The organism is uncultured Fibrobacter sp. (assembly GCF_900316465.1).
GTDB lineage: Bacteria > Fibrobacterota > Fibrobacteria > Fibrobacterales > Fibrobacteraceae > Fibrobacter.
Genome location: NZ_ONDD01000041.1, coordinates 1 through 18,985, shown reverse-complemented (window position 1 = coordinate 18,985; position 18,985 = coordinate 1). Strand labels below are relative to the sequence as shown.

General features: G+C 49.3%; 21 protein-coding genes and 1 tRNA gene. 9 read left to right on the top strand and 13 right to left on the bottom strand.

The features are described 5' to 3' along the window. Positions 1–248 (bottom strand): toxin-antitoxin system YwqK family antitoxin (locus tag QZN53_RS12080; protein WP_367269198.1); only part of this gene is annotated, 248 nt, incomplete at its 3' end. A gap of 37 nt (positions 249–285) precedes the next feature. Beyond that, a complete protein-coding gene (locus QZN53_RS12075; protein ID WP_163439180.1) occupies positions 286–1,401 on the bottom strand; it encodes a glycosyl hydrolase family 8 in 1,116 nt (371 codons plus the stop codon). A 95-nt stretch (positions 1,402–1,496) separates the two neighbouring features. On the opposite strand from QZN53_RS12075, the gene QZN53_RS12070 reads away from it, so the two are divergent. Together QZN53_RS12070 and QZN53_RS12065 are read left to right on the top strand one after the other, a co-directional pair. Beyond that, entirely contained in the window at positions 1,497–2,363 is an 867-nt protein-coding gene (locus QZN53_RS12070; RefSeq protein ID WP_163439179.1) for an NAD(P)/FAD-dependent oxidoreductase, read from the top strand. 35 nt (positions 2,364–2,398) lie between these two features. Further along, on the top strand, positions 2,399–3,235 hold the full coding sequence (locus QZN53_RS12065; RefSeq protein WP_163439178.1) for a radical SAM protein: 837 nt from the start codon (positions 2,399–2,401) through the stop codon (positions 3,233–3,235). On the opposite strand, the gene QZN53_RS12060 is transcribed toward QZN53_RS12065, so the two are convergent. From QZN53_RS12060 to QZN53_RS12020, 9 genes are all read right to left on the bottom strand, one after another. Further along, complete coding sequence (locus QZN53_RS12060) at positions 3,232–4,614, bottom strand: TldD/PmbA family protein (protein WP_163439177.1); 1,383 nt, start codon at positions 4,612–4,614, stop codon at positions 3,232–3,234. The two genes, QZN53_RS12065 and QZN53_RS12060, sit on opposite strands and share 4 nt — an antisense overlap. 1 nt (position 4,615) lies before the next feature. Further along, positions 4,616–5,407 (bottom strand): imidazole glycerol phosphate synthase subunit HisF, encoded by a 792-nt coding sequence (gene hisF / locus QZN53_RS12055; RefSeq protein ID WP_073320237.1) that lies wholly within the window; start codon positions 5,405–5,407, stop codon positions 4,616–4,618. Positions 5,408–5,412: 5 nt separating this feature from the next. Further along, positions 5,413–5,736 carry a thioredoxin gene (gene trxA, locus QZN53_RS12050; RefSeq protein ID WP_163439176.1) on the bottom strand — a complete coding sequence of 108 codons (324 nt, stop codon included), beginning with the start codon at positions 5,734–5,736 and terminating at the stop codon, positions 5,413–5,415. Between the two features lie 38 nt (positions 5,737–5,774). After that, positions 5,775–6,422 (bottom strand): DUF3575 domain-containing protein, encoded by a 648-nt coding sequence (locus QZN53_RS12045; protein WP_163439175.1) that lies wholly within the window; start codon positions 6,420–6,422, stop codon positions 5,775–5,777. A 21-nt stretch (positions 6,423–6,443) separates the two neighbouring features. Further along, positions 6,444–8,042, bottom strand: a complete 1,599-nt coding sequence (locus QZN53_RS12040) for a hypothetical protein (RefSeq protein ID WP_163439174.1) — start codon at positions 8,040–8,042, stop codon at positions 6,444–6,446. Positions 8,043–8,087: 45 nt separating this feature from the next. After that, positions 8,088–8,849 carry an RNA methyltransferase gene (locus QZN53_RS12035; RefSeq protein WP_163439173.1) on the bottom strand — a complete coding sequence of 254 codons (762 nt, stop codon included), beginning with the start codon at positions 8,847–8,849 and terminating at the stop codon, positions 8,088–8,090. A 53-nt stretch (positions 8,850–8,902) separates the two neighbouring features. Beyond that, positions 8,903–8,973 (bottom strand) — tRNA-Gln (locus QZN53_RS12030). Positions 8,974–9,017: 44 nt separating this feature from the next. After that, positions 9,018–10,418: a carboxypeptidase regulatory-like domain-containing protein gene (locus QZN53_RS12025; RefSeq protein ID WP_163439172.1), complete on the bottom strand. Its 1,401-nt coding sequence runs from the start codon at positions 10,416–10,418 to the stop codon at positions 9,018–9,020. Further along, a complete protein-coding gene (locus tag QZN53_RS12020) occupies positions 10,415–11,266 on the bottom strand; it encodes a TIGR02147 family protein (RefSeq protein ID WP_073320217.1) in 852 nt (283 codons plus the stop codon). The genes QZN53_RS12025 and QZN53_RS12020 overlap by 4 nt, the downstream gene beginning before the upstream one ends. A gap of 104 nt (positions 11,267–11,370) precedes the next feature. Between QZN53_RS12020 and QZN53_RS12015 the strand changes: the two genes are divergently transcribed. The 3 genes from QZN53_RS12015 to QZN53_RS12005 all read left to right on the top strand — a co-directional run bounded on the left by QZN53_RS12015 (position 11,371) and on the right by QZN53_RS12005 (position 13,681). Next, the gene (locus QZN53_RS12015) at positions 11,371–12,312 is read left to right on the top strand and encodes an alpha/beta hydrolase (RefSeq protein WP_163439171.1); all 942 of its coding nucleotides are present in this window, start codon (positions 11,371–11,373) and stop codon (positions 12,310–12,312) included. A 147-nt stretch (positions 12,313–12,459) separates the two neighbouring features. After that, complete coding sequence (locus QZN53_RS12010) at positions 12,460–13,206, top strand: hypothetical protein (protein ID WP_073320211.1); 747 nt, start codon at positions 12,460–12,462, stop codon at positions 13,204–13,206. A gap of 16 nt (positions 13,207–13,222) precedes the next feature. Further along, positions 13,223–13,681 (top strand): hypothetical protein, encoded by a 459-nt coding sequence (locus QZN53_RS12005; RefSeq protein WP_163439170.1) that lies wholly within the window; start codon positions 13,223–13,225, stop codon positions 13,679–13,681. Here the strand turns inward: QZN53_RS12005 and QZN53_RS12000 are convergent. Continuing rightward, complete coding sequence (locus QZN53_RS12000; protein WP_163439169.1) at positions 13,678–14,403, bottom strand: UDP-2,3-diacylglucosamine diphosphatase; 726 nt, start codon at positions 14,401–14,403, stop codon at positions 13,678–13,680. The two genes, QZN53_RS12005 and QZN53_RS12000, sit on opposite strands and share 4 nt — an antisense overlap. Positions 14,404–14,432: 29 nt before the next feature. On the opposite strand from QZN53_RS12000, the gene QZN53_RS11995 reads away from it, so the two are divergent. From QZN53_RS11995 to lnt, 3 genes are read left to right on the top strand one after another with little or no spacing between them, the layout of a single operon-like run. Next, entirely contained in the window at positions 14,433–15,005 is a 573-nt protein-coding gene (locus QZN53_RS11995) for a hypothetical protein (RefSeq protein ID WP_163439168.1), read from the top strand. Between the two features lie 23 nt (positions 15,006–15,028). Next, the gene (gene rsmI / locus QZN53_RS11990; protein ID WP_073320199.1) at positions 15,029–15,712 is read left to right on the top strand and encodes a 16S rRNA (cytidine(1402)-2'-O)-methyltransferase; all 684 of its coding nucleotides are present in this window, start codon (positions 15,029–15,031) and stop codon (positions 15,710–15,712) included. Between the two features lie 25 nt (positions 15,713–15,737). Beyond that, entirely contained in the window at positions 15,738–17,681 is a 1,944-nt protein-coding gene (gene lnt, locus QZN53_RS11985) for an apolipoprotein N-acyltransferase (protein ID WP_294653327.1), read from the top strand. Here the strand turns inward: lnt and QZN53_RS11980 are convergent. Beyond that, a complete protein-coding gene (locus QZN53_RS11980) occupies positions 17,678–18,316 on the bottom strand; it encodes an alpha/beta hydrolase (RefSeq protein ID WP_163439167.1) in 639 nt (212 codons plus the stop codon). The two genes, lnt and QZN53_RS11980, sit on opposite strands and share 4 nt — an antisense overlap. Before the next feature lie 220 nt (positions 18,317–18,536). Here QZN53_RS11980 and QZN53_RS11975 point away from each other — a divergent pair. Next, on the top strand, positions 18,537–18,985 hold a 449-nt coding region (locus QZN53_RS11975; RefSeq protein ID WP_294653325.1), incomplete at its 3' end, for a YgcG family protein.

Here is an 18,985-nt window from a genome sequence, read left to right as displayed (position 1 = left end):
TCGTAATATTCCTTGACAACTCCTTCGCGGCGGTCATTCACATAATTGGCTTCACGCTTCACGTTACCGTTTTCGTAGTATTCCTTTTCGGGGCCTTCCTTCTTGTCCTTGACATAGGTCGTCTCGATACGGATTTTTCCACTGGGGTAATTTTCAACGCGCACATCTTCGCACGCGCTAAAAATCATGGCAGAAGCGAATACGCCAGCAAGAACCACCGGACGCACCATGTAATTTAATTTGTTCATCTTGTATTCCTTTATCTATAACCCACACACGCCGTTTTTAAATACGGATCTTTCCCGCTGTAGCCAAAAGGCCCAGCATATAAAGCATTCCATCGTAATAGCGCCAGAAACGGTAAGGCACCGAAAGTGCGGCCAAGTCCTTCACGAACGGCTTGATGCGCGGATCATCCGTCGGCAGCACCTGGGTGGCGGCCGCATTCATCGCAATCACACCCGGCGTGGCATTACGACCGGGGCGCGGGAAGTCGCTGCCATCAATGGCGTAGTCTGCCAAGTAGGGGCGTTTGCCGTTAAAGAAGTTGAGGATCTTTTCGCAAATTTGCTTTTCGCACTCGTGCCCGCGGAACAGCGCATAGTCCAAGCTCAAATTCATCGCCACGCGCCAAGCATCACCGCTAAAGCAATCGCTTTCGGGGTACCAGGGGGTAGCCTTCGGAGTACCATCGTATTCGGAATATTCACTGCAAAGGCCCGTCACCGGGTGAGCAGCCTTCTGGATGTATTCAAGGCTGTTGTTTGCAATCGTGAGCCAAGTCTCGTCGCCAGTCGCTTCGGCAAAGGCACGGTAGAAAGCAATGGTGTTGTAGCTCGGGTCGGTAAAATCGTTACCCAGCACCGGCGAGAACTTCACCAAGTTGCGTTCCGGGTCAATAATCGGGCCCACAATTCCGTTATTCGGCTTATTGCGCATCCAGTTAATCAGGCCCACCGCTTCGTCCTTGAGGTCAGGACGATTAAACTTGTCAGCAGCAATCAAAAGAGCCATGGCAAAGTATTCTTCGCCATCGGGTGCAGCACCGGGGTCCATCTTGCTAAAGTCGGTAGTAGATACCTGCCAGCCAAAATAGCCCACATGCGGGCCGTCATCGTTTCTCAGGTAACGCTTGGCAAAATTCCAAAGCTTGTCAAACTGACGTTCATGGCCCGTAAGCGCCGTAATGTACATGCCGTAGCTCATGCCTTCGGAGCGAATGTCGTCGTGACCGATATCGATGATATAGCTCATGTCGTCGGAGGCGTCAAAGCAGACTCGTTCATCAATCGGGTCACCTTCGAATAACTTGCTATAGGCATTTTGTATAAGCTGGTTTGCAAAGTTCGGACCGTAGCCGGCTTCAACAAACATATCACGCGGAGTCAATCGTTCCATCATTTCCCTTTAAGTTTTTTTTCCACAAACTACCTATTCCATAAGATAAATAATTTGTATTTTAGGAACATAGGAATTGAAGAGATATGGAGTCATTTATGACAGATATGCTGATTTTAGGCTACGGCCCCGCAGGTATTTCAGCCGCGCTCTATGGTTTGAGAGCCGGTCTTTCCGTCCAATTGATTGGCAAAGACGGCGGTGGCTTGGCAAAAGCCCACATGATCCAGAACTACTATGGACTTGAAAAGCCCCTTAGCGGCGAAGAACTTCTAGAAGTGGGCCACAAGCAGGCCATGGCCCTTGGTGCCAAAATCATCGACGACGAAATCACCGACCTCATGTTTGACGGTCAAGGTTTCTCGGCAAAGGGCCTTGTAGGCGAATACCACGGAAAAGTTTGCATCATGGCTACAGGTGCTGCCCGCAATAAGCACCCGGTGCCCGGCATGGCAGAACTTGAAGGTCACGGTGTAAGCTATTGCGCCGTTTGCGACGCCTTCTTCTACCGCCAGAAAAAGGTGGCAGTCCTCGGTACAGGCGAATACGCCCTTCACGAAGTCCAGGAACTTGCACAAGTCGTCGCAAGCATCACGCTCCTTACCAATGGCGCCCCCCTGACAGCTTCATTCCCGCCCAACGTGCACATTGAATCTCGCCACCTGCAATCTTTGGTTGGCGAAGGCCAGTTCAAGGGCGTGCATTACGAAGACGGCACCGAAGAAGAATTCGACGGACTCTTTGTAGCCCTCGGAAGCGCAAGCGCCACCGACCTTGCCAAGAAGGCTGGCGCCGGCTTTGACGGTCCCACACTCGTTCTCGACAATGATTTCCAGACGACACTCCCCGGGCTCTTCGCTGCTGGCGACTGCACCGGAGGAACCCTGCAAGTTGCCGTTGCCGTGGGCGAAGGCGCCAAGGCAGGACTTGCCGCCATCAAGTATTTAAGGGAGCATAGGGCCTAGATCGAATTTAGATTCGTTCAGTTCTAAATTAGATCATGCGTCGTATTACTCTACTCACCAACCCCGACAAATGCAATTTGCGCTGTGCGCTGTGTTTTTTAAGGCAGCGCGGCATCGTCTCTTATTCTGGCGAAATGCCTTTTGAAACCGCCAAGGCAGCTATCGAAAAGTACGCCGCCAGTCGAGACGAAAACGGCAATTCCTTGCTAAAAGAAGTCATTCCCTCCACCATGGGGGAACCTCTACTTTATTCAAAATTCGAAAACCTGCTGCACCTTTGCGAAATGACAGGCGTCAAGATGAATCTCACTACCAACGGGACATTCCCAGGCAAGTGGGGCACGCCGTCGGTCATGTTCGAACTGGTTCAGGCCTGCAGCGACATCAAGGTCAGCACGCTCGCTTACGAAATGGGCGGATACCTCCGCAACCTCTGGCGCGAAAATGTAGAGAAGCTTGTCGAATGCCGCAAACGCAGGCTCGATTCCAGCGCCACCATTTCTTTGCAAGTGACTTTGCACCGCGAAAATCTCAACGATTACAAGGACCTTATCGCCTGGGCCGAAACGGCCGGCGTCCAGCGAATCAAATGGAATCCGGCTGTATTCATTCCAGATACATCGGCAATTCTCGAAAGGCGATTCAAACTCAGCAAGCAAGAACTTGAATCACTTCGCCACGAACTTCTCGAAGGCTCTCTCCATTCGGACAAAATCAAATACGAAGGTTCCCTGTTCCTGGAAGATCCGACCGAAGACTGCCCCATGAGCGGTTCATGCTCAAAATGTCCTTTTACAGACGAAGTCTGGATATGGCCAGACGGTCATGAAGACCACTGTCCAAATCCTAAAAGACGATGGGGTAAATTCTAGCGGCCGCCGACCAGAATCTGGTCCACTTTAATCGAAGGCTGCCCCACAGTCACAGGCACATGTCCAGAACTTGCACCGCAGACACCTGCGGCCACTTCCCAGTCTGTACCCACCATGCTAATGCGGGGCATGATTTCATGGCCCTTGCCAATCAAGGTTGCGCCGCGCACCGGTTCGCAAATCTTGCCGCCACGAATCACATAGCCTTCGTCAACGGCAAAATTGAATTCGCCTGTTGCCGGATTCACCGAACCGCCCGCCATGCGTGCAGCATAAAGACCGTTGTCAACGCTTGCAATCATCGAATCGAGCGTATCTTTGCCAGGAGCAATAAAGGTATTGCGCATGCGGCTCACGGGCGCGTACTTGTAGCTTTCACGACGGGCCGATCCCGTGCGGGCAATTCCGACTTCCTGGGCTCCCACGCGGTCGCTCATGTAAGTCTTCAAAATACCGTTTTCAATCAAAGTCGTACGCTGGGTCGGAGTACCTTCGTCATCGAACTTCAGGCTCCCCCACACGCCTTCCATAGTGCCGTCATCAATAGCGGTCAAGCAGGGTTGGCCAATCGCTTCGCCAAGTTTACCGCAGAACGGGCTTGCGCCGCGACGGACCGATTCCGTTTCGAGCGGATGTCCGCAGGCTTCGTGGAAAATCACGCCGCCAAAGCCATTGCCCATCACCACAGGCATCTGGCCGCCCTTAATATAACCCGCCGAAAGCATGCGCAACAAGCGTTCCGTCGCATCGGTTGCCAAAGCCTCGGGCGAATAATTTGCTAAAAGTTCATAACCGCCCAAGGCGCCAGGAGCCTCGTGCGTCGTCAATCTTTCGGTTCCGTCGGACACAGTCACAGTCACGTTCACGCGCAAGCGTGCACGGTTCATAGACAGGTTCAAGCCTTCGCTATTCATGAGCGAAATCGTGGAGCAAGAATCCGTCACCGAAGCGCCTACTTGCACTACTTTATCCGAAATCTTACGGGCAGCCTGGTCTGCGCGGAACAAGAAGTCCTGCTTGACCGCCTGGCCCAGAACGCGCGGATCCTTGAAAGCAGCCACATTGTAATCAGCCACGCGCTTTTCGGGTGCGAATTCAATCGGAGCCTTGCTCATTTGAGCGATACGGCCAAAAGCAAGCGTCTTCACAAGTTTTACAAGCGCTTCTTCAGAATCATCGCTCGTAAAGCCGTAGAGTACTTCGGTTCCGTAAATCAAACGGATTCCGATACCATATTCTGTGCCTGCAGTCGCAGACTCAATCTGGCTCGATTTAAGTCCGAGCATCGAACTGCGAGTTTCTTCTTCGAAAATTTCGACAAAGTCAGCACCGGCACTCTTGCCTGCTTCAAAAATCTTGACCGCAACAGAAGTGTTCAACTTACACCTCGCCGTTCATTTTCTTGCGCACAGGGATTCCTGCAGCAAGCATTTCTTTCTTGATTCCGGGAACAGTGTAATCGCCAAAGTGAACCATCGAAGCCACCAGGGCTGCATCGGCAGAAGTCTTGCGGAACAAGTCCACAATGTGGGCCGGAGTTCCGGCACCGCCGCTAGCAATCACCGGCACCTGCACCGCACGTGCCACCTGGTCGGTAATATTCAATTCATAGCCGTTACGAACGCCATCGGTATCGATTGCATTCAAGCAAATTTCACCGACACCCAGGTCTTCGGCCTTCTTGGCCCATTCCACGGCATCGATGCCCATCGCCTGGCGCCCACCACGAATATACACTTCGTAGCCGCTCTTGAACTTGTCCGAAACGCCCACGAACTTGGCATCCATGCCCAAGACCACGCACTGGCGACCGAAAGCCTTCGCGCCTTCGGCAATAATTTCAGGGTGCAACACGGCAAGGCTGTTCACGCTCACCTTTTCTGCACCAGCCAAAAGAGCTTCGTGCATATCGTCCAAATTACGGATACCGCCACCCACCGCAAACGGAATAAACACGCGGTGAGCAATCTGGCGAATCATCTCCATATCGCACGGACGATTTTCGGCACTTGCAGTAATATCGTAAAAAACTAATTCATCGACACCGTCTGCGCTATACTGCGCACCCATCTCAACCGGATCACCGATATCGATATTACCCTTAAACTTGACGCCCTTAGTCACCTTGCGGTTGCGGACATCAAGACATACAATCAATCGTTTAGTCAGCATGAGAATTACAGATTGCGGTCGATAACGCCTTTAACGGTAGCCTTCGGTACGGCACCCACCACATTGCCCACTTCCACTCCATTCTTGAAGAGCTTCATGTTGGGAATATTCGTGATACCAAAGCGGGCGCAAATATCGCCCACACCGGGTTCGTCCACGTTCATCTTGGCAATGACCGCACGGCCATTGTATTCGTCGGCAAGTTCATCGATGACGGGACCCATCATCATGCACGGACGGCACCAGGTGGCCCAGAAATCCACAAAGACCAACTGGCCCGAGGAAATCGCTGAGTCAAAATTCTCTGCAGTCAAATGAATTGCTGGCATACAAATCTCCAATTTTTTCAAAAAAATAGAAAAATGAGTTAGAACGTGAAGCCGAACGTATAGTTTATGTCGTAGCCCGAGCCCACGGTAGCAACCCTATCGACATCATCTTCAGCCTTTGCCGAGGTCGAATAGTGAGAATAGACATAGCCGACATCAAACGATGTCGTAAAATGGCCAGAACGGAACTTATGACCGATATAAAAGCCAAAGCCAAAACCGTTCGCATGGGCATCGATATTGTCCCTAGAATTACCTTCATAAGTGTATTCCAGGCTCACACGGTCGTAATTGAAATGTCCTGACAAATACAGACCGCGATGTCCTTCGTTCAAGTAAAAGCGCAAGCCTTCCGAAATACCGAACAAGAAGATATCAAGATCTTCATCGCTATCCGAAAATTCCGCCCAGACAAAATAGGGTCTAGTAATCAAGGAAACATGGCTAGCCAGGTTCCCTTCAATGGTCAAGAAAATGGACGGAATATCGATCAGAGACAGAATGAACATCGATACCGGGTGAATCGAGATCGCAAACACCGGTTCGTCACTATCGGTATGGTTGATATTCATCACCGGCGTTTCCTGTTCCTGGGCGCCAGAGGTATAGGCATAAGGGTCATCTGCAATCTGAGCCGAAGCAAAAGCAATCGAGAGCAAGCATACCGAAAGGATTTTCTTAATCATATTTTCTCCATTTATTTTAAACTAGAACGCAAGGACAATGCCTGCCGCCAAGAGGCCAACGCCCAAGGCTCCAAGTCCAATGGCAACACCGCACTTGGCATCACCACTGTCATTCAATTCATGGTTATCCTTGACCATCTGGCGAGTGTCGTCGCTATCGAATGCAGACAAATTCTCGTAAGCATGTTTCTTGTCGGCAGCCTTGCTCCAATCGCGTTCAGCCAAGTACCACATTACACCACCGGCAATAATGGGGACAATGGAACTCCACAAAAGTCCGCGGCCGATACGTCTCTGGCTACGTTCCTTATTGAATGCATTTTGTTCTTCGATAAATTCAAGGTCGTCAAGCACAGGCGTCATGTCCACATATACCAGGTTCGGCATGTACGGCTTGATTTCCGTCGTCACCGTAGTATCGCGGTAGCCCACCTTTCTAAAGTGGATTGTAGCCCTGACCTGCGGCTTTACGCCGTCCACCACCACGTCGGTCATGTGGTCAGGCATTCTGTTCAGCGACGGTTCCTGGTTCACGTAAACTTCGGCTGCTTCCGGGTTCGAATTAAGCGTCAAGCGAGTCGAAGGACGAAGTACCGGAATCGTCACCTTGTTCACGCTATCGGCATTAATTTTCACAACGGCGGAACCCCACCATTCTACGTCTTTCAAGACCTTCATCACCGAGATTGTATACTTGCCCGGCTTGATATTCTTAATCGTATCCGGAGCCACAATCTTCAGCGGAATGCCGTTGACATACAAGGAACAAGCCTCAGGCTGCGAAACCACCAGCAAGTTGGCATTTCCCGGCGGATAAAGTTCGATCGTTTCTTCGACAACTTTTACAATGGGAACAACATAGTTCGAAAGCGAAAGGTCGATCATCACGTCGTCTTCCATATTATAAAGACGCTTTAACTCGTACCTGAATATCTTGATGTAAGGATTCTTCTTGGCAGCGGCAATACTATCCTGGATTTCGCGTTCACGGATTTCCTGTTCCATTTTCGCGATTTCTTCCATCTTTACGCGCTTGTCTTCTTTTGCCATTGCCGTCGCGAGGTCATCGTCGGCGCCATCATCTACCGGAGCAGCCTCAGCCTTGCCAGTATCAGCCTGGGCAGCCATCGAATCCTTGACGGCATCCGTCATAATAATTTCGGCGGGTTTCGCATTCAAATCGACTTCTTCGTTTTCGTCTTCAGCCTGCTCAACCTCCTGGCCATTGCTTTCTTGAAGGGCAATCGCCTTCTTGTCGGCCAGTTGTTCAATATGGCGCAGTTCCGCTTCAGTCGGCTTTTTCAAGTAGACCGTATCGTTTTCAATCTTTACAAAAATGGCTTCGAGTTCAGAGGAATCCCCGTTCACCCAGTAGCGCACAGGTACCTCGCGAAATTTGGGGGCCTCGGATTCCGAAGATGCGGGCGCCACCTGCGACGAAGACGACATCGCGGATGAAGAAACCGCCTGCACAGACGAAGAATCGACCTGCGCAGCAGGTGAAGCATCGACCTGCGTAGCAGGTGAAGCATCAACCTGCTTACCAGGAGCAGTATCGTCGGCAAAAGCTAAAACGCTAGCCAACGCAAAAAACGACGAAAAGACAATTCGCTTAAACATATTGTAAAGATAAATAAAAATTTGCGAAAAAGTCTCTAAAGACCGCTATTTTTCTTTCACAAGCTTGGCGCAATAAATGGGGCCGCGCCCCTCAGAGCGGTCGGGCAGAATATGGACACCAAATTCGGTGCGGTCGGCACCCGGCAGCAAGTTTTCGATAGCTTCGAAACGCATGGACGGCCTTTTTTTCAGGATTTTCCTGACAACATCGTCATTTTCCATCGGCGAAAGCGCGCAAGTGCCATAAACCACCGTTCCACCCGGTTTAAGAGCATCTACGGCCGAGGCAAGGAGAGCCCCTTGCTCTACAGAAAGCCTCTTGACGCGTTTTGCAGACCACACTTCCAAATGCGCCGGAGAATTCAGCACATGCCTGTCCGAAGAACAGGGAGCATCCAGCAAAACCTTGTCAAAGCATTCTTTTTTATGGAGTCCAAACTTCATGCCGTCGTAACCCGTCACCTTGATTACGGAGCGCCAGCTTTCGGGCAAGGAATTTTCGATTACATGCTGCAAGCGCAAACGGCGATCCGGCGAACGGTCGTTACTTTGTAAAGAACCTTCGCCTTTGAGCAACGACGCAATCACGAGCGTCTTTCCGCCAGGTGCTGCACACATGTCAAGCACGTCATCGCCAGGTTCCACACCGAGAGCACTCGCCGCAAAGACCGAGGCTTCATCCAAATAGTACGGTTCAAGTCCTTCACCAAAACGCAATTCAGTCGCGCAGCCCTCTCCCTTCAAGGATTCAAGCAACGCCGGCCAACGGTCGCCAAAAAGTTTCTCGTAGTAGTCGAAAAATTCCATATTCCAAAAATAAAAAACTCTCTGCTCAGGGGTACGAGCAAAGAGTTATATCGTTGAGCTACCAGGATTCGAACCTAGACAAACAGAGTCAGAATCTGTTGTGCTACCATTACACCATAGCTCAATGCGCCCCCAAAGTTAGTAAAAGAATTTCACTTCGGCAAGGGGTTATTTGAAAATATTTTGATTGGGCGGGGTGTAAGTCATACCCTGGACCTGCTGAGTACCACCTTCAGGCAGCGACACGGCAGTCAGAGTCACAAAATAATCCGTCGAGACATCCGATGCTCGCAAGGTAGAAATCACTTTCGGAATACCCGAATAGAGAACCACCTGCTGAGAACCCGAAGGCAAGTCGGAAAGGCTAAGTTCATTGCAAGTCACGTCGCGCACAAAATGAGACGTACCCTTAATGCCCACCACCACACTGTTCACCGTGCAATCGTTCGACTGGGTGGTATCTTCGCGATCCACCACCAAAGACACGCGGCTAACCAAGGTAGACGGACGGGACAGAGTAACATCCTTCACCTTCAAAGTATCCTTCAGGTTTTCGATATCCTTCTTGGTCAAATAGCGGGATACGCCGGCCTGAGTCACCAAGTCATCCTGCAACTTGCGGAATTCGAAGCGGAAGGAATCACCCGGCAAAGAATCCGGAAGCGGCAACCACCAGCGACCAAGACTATCAGTCGTAGTCTGGGCTTCGAACTTCATCGAATCCCCTTCGACAAAATTGAAACCGTAAATATCCTTAATCAGCATCACTTCGACATCGGCGCAGGGATTGCCGTTCTTGCACATCACCTTACCCGAAAGACGAGCCACATTCTTCGCTTCCTTTTCAGATTCCTTGATCAAGGAATCTGCATCCGACGTTGTACTCCAGACAATCGGGCCAGAGCTTACGGAATCGCCGGCCTTAATCTTGCCGAGATCCAAGGTGCGGTAGATAAGGCTATCTGCAAAGCCAAGAGACTGCATACGGGCAACCAACATGGAATCACCCGGGAAAATCTCCATGGACCATTCGCCTTCAGGAATCAGCATCGAGAAGCTGTCCGCAGCGAACACGTCGTTGCAGAACGGAGTTCCCGAAAGGCAAGTCATAAAGTGACCGCCCACAGAAACCGCAGAATCTTCCACTTCTTCAAAGTAAAGAACGCTCGTTACGACCGCAGCCTTGGCAAGCTGAATGCTGCCGTAAGCCTTCGCCTTCAAAGTCGTGCGCGGCAAATAGAACACTTCGACTGCAGATGTATCGATTACCGCCAGCTGGAAGGTGTCCGACAAGGCGGAATCAAAAGAGTATACACCATCGGAATCGGTCACGACTTCAATCTGTTCGGGAACATGCAAAACACTATCGTAAACAGCCATGCGGGCCATACGGACCATGGCATCCGATGCAGGAGTTCCGTCAACGCGAAGCACAACACCCGAAACCTGGGTTTCAGCAAGCGTATTGCCGGTATCCGTTACCGTACCTGCAACCTTATCGTTACTGCAACCAATCAAGGCGAGCGCAAACGAGGCCAGGCAAGTCAACAACGAAAATTTCTTGCTCATTCTTCCTCCTCGGTTTCTGGCGGCAGGTCCACCTTTTCCTTACTCAGCGGGAAAAACTGGATATTCATCTGGCACACCATGGTTTCACCTTCATCCGAACGAATAATATCGACCACTTCCTTACGGAACAGGTCAATCTTACTAATAATACGTTCGAGTCCTTCTGCAGAAACGCTCATCGTCATACAAGATACATTTCTGCGTTCGGTACTGTAATGATCCAAGGCATCTTTACCGAGGTCCATCATCTGTTTCTGGAACTGATGAACAAAAAGCGACGAGATTTCGGAGCCGCTAAAGATAGCCTTGTTAACCGAGCGATAAAAACCTTTTTCGTCCAGTTCAATCAACTGCATTGACAAAAGCAACTGGATAGCCTGCTTTGCCTGCGGAAGAGTGATACGGGGATTCAGGAACAAAGCGAGTTCCTGGATATTCTTCGGGCCCACATTCAAGACGGACAACGCCTCGCGGACCGCCACGTAATACCACTTACTATAGTATTCCTGCTGACTCTTGGTCAAAGACTTGATGGCGCTCGGAAGAAGAGCGGACATCTGTTCGAAGATAGCCTGCTTCGATGCCGGCGTGGTGGCATGCGTAAAGTCCACCATCAGCGTGAAGTAACGTCCTTCCTTTTCGTTCAGGCCAAGAGCCGCAATAAACTTGGGCAACATCTGGGGCGTAAGCGACTTGCGCCCGCGGACCAAGTCCAGATAAAAGCCCGACGAGGAATACCCCGCCTTCTTCGCAAAGGACCGGTAGGAAAAGTATCGCTGCACGGACTTTCGGTAGTCATAATAGTCCTGCAGGAACTTTCGGTAGTTGTAGTAAGCGTATACGTTCATCAGCCTAAATATACTTTTTTTGTGAATTTTTGGGAACACCTTTTTTTGAAATTCTTTTGTAAACTCCCGTAAATCTTGCAAAAAAGAACAATCCGTGAACACTTTTGAAAAAAGAAGTGATACGCTTGCCAATTTTTTTAGATATATTCAAGGAACACCCAATCCCATCCTTTGGACTTTCGTCTGGAAACAGGCGAAAGTCCTTTTTCTTTGCGAACCCGATTCATTTTTCTAAATTTGGCGCCATGAACAGCACTTTGCAAAAAATCGCCCGATTTCTAAAAAACTTTGCCTTTAGGCTTTTACGCATCGCAGGCATTTTAATCGTTATATATATAAGTATGGTTTTCTACCTTGCTCTCACCGAACGCAGGAACGCTTTCCCGAGAGCAATCTATCATAAAGAAGCGAACGAAGCAATCCAAGGCAAAGCCAAGCCCCTCACCTGCACTCTCGAAGATGGAACGACCCTGAACGGTTTTACCCTGGGTAACGAAAACGATCCCGTCATGCTCTACTTCCCCGAAGCCGACGAAGACGCGGCCCAGTTCCTTGCGCAAGTCGACTCACTCCCGGGAACAAACATTGTCGCATTCAATTACCGAGGCTCCGCCCAAAACAAAGGAACCCCCAGCGAAGACACGTTCGAAAACGACGCCAAGCAAATCGCAGAATGTGCAGCACAAGTCAACGGCAAAGCCCCGCAAATCCTTGTAGGACGCGGCATGGGAGCAATCTCGGCAATCAACCAGCAAGCTAATTCCGAACAAATTATCTTAATTGATCCGATCTTCGACATTGCCGACGCCATTCATCAAAAGTACGGATTTCTTTATCCTAAATTCCTGATTCGCACTAATTTTAAAGTATCCATAGACAAGCTAAAAAGCGCACAAAATAACATAACTGTACTCTTCGATAAGAAACAATTCGAAGAAAGAACAAAGGCCGAATATTCCAAATTGGAAGGCTCGAGGTTTTTTGTCCGAAATGGAGAAAGTTTGCAAAAAGTGCTGATTTTGTCACAAAAACGCAATTTATTTTGATAAAAACTGACAAACGTTGTGTGAAATTCCGCACAAAAAAAACTTTTTGGGAACAGATTTTCATGTTTTTTTCTTATCTGCATTGATTTTGTTTAGGAAAATTATTAGTTTACCTTGAAAACCACAAATAAACAAAAAGAGGTGTTTATGGATACTATCATTGTAAAAATGGATATTCGCGGTTTTCTGCGTTTTCCGGACCAAGCCATCAAGACAATGAAACTTGACAAGATGGCGAAGCAAGAAAACTCCAAGAAAGGGGAAGTCATTGAAATCGGTCCCTATGCCGATATCGAAGTCGACCCTGTGGGTAAGCGCGTAGCGATTACACCCACCAAGGAAGCAAAGACCACGTCTTTCCGTTTCATTGTTGGTGTCAATTCTACAAAGTCCAAGTTCCTATACTTCAAGGGCGCACTGAACGCCATCGGCGAAAAGATCGTCACCGGTCCGTACGAACTTGAAAAAGAAGGCAACAAGTACATCTTCACGAGCAAGAATTCTACCAAGAAGAAGGGCCCGTGGAAACTGATTGCCTGCCGCAACTCGATTGCAAACAAGACCATGCTTTCGATTGATTCTCGCGGCACCATCATTTTCGACCGTCACACCAGAGACGCTGTGAACACCCAAGTGAACAAGACCATGATTGCCGATTACGATCGCGCCAAGAAGGTCTTCAAGCTTTCCTTCAGCAAGGACAAGGGCTTTATCAACGTGCGCACTATTGCTAGCCACGCCAACGCCTCCTTCATGGGCACCTTCTCTTCTCACGGTCTGGCACTCCCCAAGCAGAGCTTCCGTACCGAATGTAAGGTCGAAGGCAAGACCATTACGTTCAGCGTAGCCTCTTTGGTCGCCGAACAGAAAGCAGCAGAAAAGTCCAAGAAATAATTAGTCGGAGTCTCTTATGATCGACATTCTCAAGTTGTTTTATACGACGCACTATAATTTGGGTGCACTGGCGATTTTGTTTGTCCTCCTCTTGATTTTCTTCTTGACCAAGAAGAATTACAAGGGCGCAATCATCGTCGTCGCCATCCTTATAGTCTACAATGTCGGAATCTACAAAAGGACCGAAGGTAAGTCCTGGACCATCGAAATCGAACCTGCAGAATCTGAAGCCGTAAATGATGGATACGGCAACTTCAGCAAGCCGGAGCCGATCAAGATGACCTTCTCCGCTACCCCGGAAAAATGGACTTTCACCGACGAAAAGGGCGAAACCCATCATTGGTGCTGGCTAGACGATATGTGGGACAAGTTCGCAAATACTGACATTGTCGCCTGGATTTGGGGCGAAAATGCCAGCAAGAAAATGATGAAGTCTACGGAAACCCGCGCAAATAACGCCGGAACCCAAGATTAACCATCAAAATTCAGAATATCAAGCTCACCTGCTTCCATCCGGAGGTAGGTGAGTTTTTTCATCCAGTCTCCGGCAGATGCCACAGTCCCGTTTTCGACATTCCAAATGCCCGAAATATGGTGATGGCCCAGAATGCAGAAAGAGCATTCCGTCTTTTTGAGCATTCGGTTCGCCCAATTCAGGTATTCTTCCATCTTGATAACGCGGGACTCGCCCACCTTACGGCTGTTCCGGCCCACAAATCGGGCAAGGGCCATCCCCCAATCCGGATGGAGTTGGCGGAAAAGGAATCGATTCAGCGGGAAATCAAGAACGCGACGGAACAACCGGTAACCGAAGTCGGATTTTGCAACGCCATCGCCATGGCGGAAATAGACCCTTTTTCCCTGAATTTCAAGCACCAGCTCCTTATGAGTCTGGACGCCTAGAGACTTCGGGAAGAAATCCCCATAAGCAAAATCGTGATTGCCCTGCAATAAATGGACTTCGCAGCCGGATTTTACCAATTCGCGCATGGCAAAGAACAAATCCATATGGTTACGGCAGACGTAATCATTGTATTCGTACCAAAATTCGAACAAATCGCCCACAATTACCAAATGCGAAGCCTTGCCCTGAATCGATTCAATAAAACGGACAAGAGCCTGTTCGCGATTCGGGACAGAACCCGGCGGGTTTACCCCAAGGTGCGCATCTGATATAAAATAGGCGGTCGAATTCATCGAAACGAAATATAATTATATTTATAGAAATGAAATTATTTACGTCAAAATCGTTGATGTTCATGGCATTCGCAGGCCTTTTCGGCATGCATTTTGCGGGATGTTCCACAAGCCTTACCAAATACGACTTACAAGATTATCCGAAAACTATCCCGTTTTTTGAGCCCATCACGATTTCTTACGCAGGAACGACATCCGTTTTGGACACAAATCTGCAAAGAGCGTATTCTTTTGCGGTAGACACTTCAAGCTACCCCATGGAAAGTTGCCGCGGAGTCGCACACATTGACGCAAGCGTCACCCCCGATGGAGAAAGCAGTTCCTGGAATATCGGCGCGGCCTTCATTCCTTTCTGGCCCATGCTCCCCGTAAGCGAGACTTGGCATTACCGCATGGAAGCAAGAATCTTTTGCCACGGCACGCTGACCTTTAAAGTGGAATTTGAAGAAAGCGAACATGTCAAGGCATTCTGGTACGGTCGCATGCGTTCGGATTTGGTCAACGACGCCTCGCAGGAAATGCACCGTAAGCTTTTGGAACGTCTCAAGTTCGAAACCCGCCTCGTCCGCAACACCGACCTGAATTTGGCTCAAGATTTTTAGCACAAGATTTCTATTTTTCGGCTATGCACACTCTTTATATAGTAGCGACCCCCATCGGGAACATGGAAGACATCACCTACCGCGCCGTGCGGACCTTAAAGGAAGTTCCGCTGGTGCTTGCCGAAGACACGCGACACACGCGCGTACTCTTTGACAACTACGGCATTAACACGCCCATGGAAGCCTACCATGACTTCAATAAAGAGAAGGTGACCCCCAAGTACGTGGAATTCCTGAAAAACGAAGGCGACATAGCTCTCGTAAGCGACGCAGGTACCCCCGGCGTTGCAGACCCCGCATTCAATCTAGTACGCGAATGCGTTCGTGAAGGGATCGATGTGCGCGCCATTCCAGGCCCCTGCGCCATGATTACCGCACTGGTTTCTAGCGGCATGCCCACAGACCATTTTTGCTTCCAGTACTTTTCACCCAAAAAGAGTGCGCAGCGCATTCACCTGCTTGAAAAACTGAAAGACGAAGAAGCAACCCAAATATTCTACGCGAGTCCGCATAACATCGACAAGTTCGTCGAAGAAATCGGCCAGGTATTCGGAGAAATCAAGATTGCCCTGATGCGCGAGCTCACCAAGAAGTTCGAAGAGCACTTGATTGGGACCCCTTCCGAAATCACAGCCCATTTCAAGGCCCACCCGCCGAAAGGTGAATTCGTACTGATATTCAATCCCCAAGACAAGAGCGGGCTGTAGATTAAAGGCAAGAAAGTTAACAGTCATGCTGAATAAAATTAAGACACATTTTAACGCACTTCCGAAAGTTTATTGGATCTATATAGCTATTCTCATTGTTGCCGAGACCGTAGCCTTTTCGCTGCGGCCCGACAAGCCGGGGCTTTACACGCAGATTTTGCAAGTACTCCCCTTGGCAGTAACAATCCCATTCTTATTTTTTAAGAACATCCGCAAAAGCTTTAAGCGTACACTTTTTGCCTTTGCAATCATTTCATTTATATTTCTCGCACTCGACTACAACATTGGCGACCTGAATAAAATCGGGCACGCCGGACTGATCCAGCTCATTCTTACCGCATGTCCCATCGGCATTTTCTGGATTATCCTTTTTGCCCGTTGGAATTACAAGCATATCAAGACCCGCGAATCTCGCACCGCGTTATTCCTTTCTTGTTTCGCCTGGGGCTTGTACGCACTCGCTTACCCGCCCATGCCCTTGGGCCCCGCAGCGCTATTGCTGCTTGTACCGTGGTTCATCGTCCTCAACCGATTCAACCGCGGTCAAGCCATGTTCGCCACCTTCTGGTCGGGCATGCTTTACAACTCCATCAATTACTACTGGATTTACAACGTCATGCACGTGGAGACCGCACCTTCGGGACTGATTCTCCTCGGGCTCTTTTTGCTTATCGCCTTCTTCAGCGCCTACAACACTCTGGCCGGATTCGTATACACGCTTGCAAAAGATGCTCCTGCAAAAATTCGCACCATCTTGTTGATTCTCTTCCCGGTCTTTTACGCCGGCCTTGAAATGACCCGCACCTACGGCGATTTCGCCTTCCCGTGGAGTCACTTGGGCTATGTTTTCGGAAACAGCCTGGAACTGTTGCAAATGCTCCCCTACATCGGAATCTTCGGATACACGATTTTGGTCGTCGCCTCGAACCAAGCCGTAGCCCAAACACTTTGCAAAGTTCAAGACATCAAAAAAGCAATCCCTGTTCTAGCCGTCCCCCTTTCCATTTTTGTCGTGTTACTCATTCAAGGCAGTATCGTCTTGTCTAAAACCGAAGCCCAACCGTTCTACGATGCAGACGCCGAAGGCAACCCCTCTATCGCCCTTGTACAACCAAGCATTGCACAGGGAGCCAAATGGAGCAAGGAACGTTTCGATAACATTGTCAACAAGACTCTCGGCATGGTCAACGACAGCATTAAGGAACATGCTGACCTTATCGTGCTTGCCGAAACCGCAATCCCCGACCACATTCGCAGGCAGCCCGGCATCATTGAACGCCTGCACGAAGTCGCAGACAGCAAGAACTCTCAACTTTTAGTAGGCGCACTCGACTACCGTCGCAATCCGCGCGGAAGCATCCGTAAGTTCGATGTCTACAATGCCTCGTTCCTGTTCACTCCCGGCGATTTTCACTTCCCGAAGCGCTACATCAAAAAGCACCTGGTGCCTTTTAGCGAACGAATTCCGTTTGACGAAATCTTCCCGATTTTAAACTATGTGGATCTTGGCGAAGGAGACTTTGTCGCCGGTAAAGAAACCCCCGTCTACCAGCCGTTCCTGTGGACACCCTACATTTGCTACGACGCCATTTTTGGCGACCTGGTGCGCGAAGCGATCCGCGAAGGCTCCCGCCTCATGGTCAACATTACCAACGACGGCTGGTTCGGCCGGAGTACCGCCCCTTACCAGCACCTGAACTTGATCCGTTACCGCGCTATCGAAAACGGCATGCCGGTGGCACGCCTTGCCAACAGCGGTGTTTCCGCATTCATCGACCAGTACGGCCACTACGACGGCAACACCGAAATATTCACCGATCGCGTTGTACAAAGAAAAGTGCCGCTCAAGACCCGCGACACTCTATACAGCCGTATTGGCGACTTTGTTGAAATGTTATTGCTGTGCTTTTTCGCAGCCTACCTGATCGCAACGCTTTTGCTCTCTTTTATCAACCGCAAACGCGGCTAGAACAAAAGTAGAGGCGGCCAATGTCCTGCCTTGGGGCGTTCCTTGAATTCCACCCCAGGCATAAATTCCTTGAGTTCCAAGGTCATAGCCGGAGGAACGGCACCATCCATGCGACCATATAGGACCTGTGTTTCAGCCGTAATAGGAACAGGCGCATCAATTCGGTTCCTTGCAATATACGAGAGTCCCTTATACAAGGCTTCAGGATTAATCGCCTTGGCGGCTTTCATCCAGTCATCTTGCCATTCACCAAATTCATTTTCAATCAGTTCGTAAAAAGCGTTCAAGGTAGCATCCACCGCGGTCTTCGTCTGGTGCGCAATAAACGACAGGTTTTCGTTATTCCATTCACTGTGTTCAGAGCAATAATCCGCATAAGGCGAAAGCAGAATCCATTTCTGGTTTTTGGGACGATTTTGAGCATTCTTTAAAAGAACAAAAGCTCCTAAGCCCCATCCTACAACGGTAGACGCCTCGGCAAGGCCGGGCAAATCATAAATGTTATCAAGAACAGACACCATCTTTTCGTATGTCACGAAAAGATGTTCTGCATCAGGCGCAATGCCGACCAGATCGTCTTCCCATATCCCCATATCCGAGGCAAAATCCGGGAGCCATGTCCATTTCTCATTCATAATCCAATCCTATTGTTCTATTCGTAACCCACTCCTAAATATATAGAGTTTTTTTTGAATAGAACACTTATCACAAAAAAAAATTAAAATCTTCCCATTTTCATATTCCAACCAAGAATATTCCATTTCGTAAGATACAAATAAACTTTATCGCCAAAATCCTATGAAAAAATAAGTTCACGCGCAACTTTTTAGAAATAAACTTTATATTTTCAAAGTGATGTTTCTATTAAAGCGCATTTCCATACGTGTTACACTCCTTTGCCTGAGTCTTACGCTCGGGGCTATGGCAGAAACATCTTTTGAAGACCAAAGATTTCCTCAGAAGCCCAGTGAAGGTCAGATTTACGACGACAATCACCTGCTGAACGCTTCTGAAACGCAACTTTTTAACGACCTCGCCCAAAAGTTCCATCAAGAAACCGGAATTGAACTTACCTGCGTGCTGATTGACGACATCGGACACGCAAACCAATTCGAAAAGGGCGACAAGTACGCAAAGTACACCGCCGAACAATGGAACCTCGGCAAAGAAAGCGGCGAAGGCATCATGATTTTTGTCGCACAGAAACAACGCTGGAAAAACATTGTCGTCACTCCCGGTCTTGAAAAAATCTACAGCGAAAAAAAACTGGCAACGGTTCAACAAAAGACTCTCCTTCCCGCCTT

What these genes read in the sequence shown, in the direction of transcription:
- QZN53_RS12025 (WP_163439172.1), bottom strand. Translation starts at nt 10,418, where the DNA reads ATGAGCAAGAAATTTTCGTTGTTGACTTGCCTGGCCTCGTTTGCGCTC.
- QZN53_RS12005 (WP_163439170.1), top strand. Translation starts at nt 13,223, where the DNA reads ATGATCGACATTCTCAAGTTGTTTTATACGACGCACTATAATTTGGGT.
- QZN53_RS12035 (WP_163439173.1), bottom strand. Translation starts at nt 8,849, where the DNA reads ATGGAATTTTTCGACTACTACGAGAAACTTTTTGGCGACCGTTGGCCG.
- QZN53_RS12020 (WP_073320217.1), bottom strand. Translation starts at nt 11,266, where the DNA reads ATGAACGTATACGCTTACTACAACTACCGAAAGTTCCTGCAGGACTAT.
- QZN53_RS11980 (WP_163439167.1), bottom strand. Translation starts at nt 18,316, where the DNA reads ATGAATGAGAAATGGACATGGCTCCCGGATTTTGCCTCGGATATGGGG.
- QZN53_RS12075 (WP_163439180.1), bottom strand. Translation starts at nt 1,401, where the DNA reads ATGATGGAACGATTGACTCCGCGTGATATGTTTGTTGAAGCCGGCTAC.
- QZN53_RS12045 (WP_163439175.1), bottom strand. Translation starts at nt 6,422, where the DNA reads ATGATTAAGAAAATCCTTTCGGTATGCTTGCTCTCGATTGCTTTTGCT.
- QZN53_RS12040 (WP_163439174.1), bottom strand. Translation starts at nt 8,042, where the DNA reads ATGTTTAAGCGAATTGTCTTTTCGTCGTTTTTTGCGTTGGCTAGCGTT.
- QZN53_RS12010 (WP_073320211.1), top strand. Translation starts at nt 12,460, where the DNA reads ATGGATACTATCATTGTAAAAATGGATATTCGCGGTTTTCTGCGTTTT.
- QZN53_RS12065 (WP_163439178.1), top strand. Translation starts at nt 2,399, where the DNA reads ATGCGTCGTATTACTCTACTCACCAACCCCGACAAATGCAATTTGCGC.
- hisF (WP_073320237.1), bottom strand. Translation starts at nt 5,407, where the DNA reads ATGCTGACTAAACGATTGATTGTATGTCTTGATGTCCGCAACCGCAAG.
- QZN53_RS12000 (WP_163439169.1), bottom strand. Translation starts at nt 14,403, where the DNA reads ATGAATTCGACCGCCTATTTTATATCAGATGCGCACCTTGGGGTAAAC.
- trxA (WP_163439176.1), bottom strand. Translation starts at nt 5,736, where the DNA reads ATGCCAGCAATTCATTTGACTGCAGAGAATTTTGACTCAGCGATTTCC.
- lnt (WP_294653327.1), top strand. Translation starts at nt 15,738, where the DNA reads ATGCTGAATAAAATTAAGACACATTTTAACGCACTTCCGAAAGTTTAT.
- QZN53_RS11995 (WP_163439168.1), top strand. Translation starts at nt 14,433, where the DNA reads ATGAAATTATTTACGTCAAAATCGTTGATGTTCATGGCATTCGCAGGC.
- QZN53_RS12070 (WP_163439179.1), top strand. Translation starts at nt 1,497, where the DNA reads ATGACAGATATGCTGATTTTAGGCTACGGCCCCGCAGGTATTTCAGCC.
- rsmI (WP_073320199.1), top strand. Translation starts at nt 15,029, where the DNA reads ATGCACACTCTTTATATAGTAGCGACCCCCATCGGGAACATGGAAGAC.